The sequence below is a fragment of the Rothia sp. BD8 genome (genome assembly GCF_044878465.1).
Classification (GTDB): Bacteria; Actinomycetota; Actinomycetes; order Actinomycetales; family Micrococcaceae; genus Rothia; species Rothia kristinae.
Map to the genome: position 1 here is coordinate 1 of NZ_JANJES010000024.1, position 909 is coordinate 909.

Consider the following 909-nt stretch of genomic DNA (forward strand, 5'->3'; position numbering starts at 1 on the left):
CATCGAGCGCGTCACCGGCCAGCCTCACGACGTGGAAGGGATCCATCACCGTCACCGCCGCAGGCAGCTCTTCGACGGAGGCGGTTTTGAACCCGGTGAACCCGTCCATCGCGACGATTTCGACACCGTCTCGCCAGGCCCGCGGCCGATCCGCGAGCCAGGTCTTGAACACCGCCTTCGAGCGTCCCTCGACCATGTCCAGCAGCCTGGCAGGTCCCGTTCTCTCACGGACCGGTGTCAGGTCGATGATGACGGTCACGTACTTGTCGCCGCGGCGGGTATGCCGCCAGACATGCTCGTCGACGCCGAGCACTCGGACACCGTCGAACCGGCCTGGTGCGTCGATCAGGCGGCGTTTGCCCGCGGTGAGGATCGCGGTGTTCGCGGTGTGCCAGGACACGCCCAGGCCGGCAGCGGCGCGCGAGACGGTGAGGTGCTCGATCACGATGGCCTCCAGTGCCCACCGCATCCCGCCGCGAGACAGCCTCGCTCGTGCGGGCGCGGCCTGGGTGAGGTCTTCACGCCAGGACCGCCCGCACCCGGGGCACGCGTATCGGCGGACGCGGACCAGCAGCGTGGTGGGTCGGTGTCCGAACGGCTCGTGCGCCAGGTATCGGGCATCCGTGCCTCGGGACAGTGCCTGGCTGCCGCAGCCGCGGCACCACGGATCCGGCTCGGCAACGCGGCACTCCAGGACCGCACGGTCCGGTTCGATGTGCTGGCCCACGGCTATGAGGCCGAGCTCATCAAGTCGGCAGAACACGGTCAGGTCAGGGGTGGCGAAGGTATCGTGGGGCATGTCGGGGTCTTCCGGATGGGCAGTGTAGGAACTTCCATCATCGGGAGGCCTCGACCCTCACCCAGGCAGCGACGCGCCGGCCGCACCTACCTCCTCGATTACGAAGAGCC

General features: G+C 68.6%; 1 protein-coding gene. It reads right to left on the bottom strand.

All coding sequences use genetic code 11. From position 1 onward, the window contains the following. The coding region (locus NQ707_RS10435) for an ISL3 family transposase (RefSeq protein ID WP_404435737.1) at positions 1 to 799 on the bottom strand (799 nt) is incomplete at its 3' end. Positions 800 to 909: the final 110 nt, after the last annotated feature.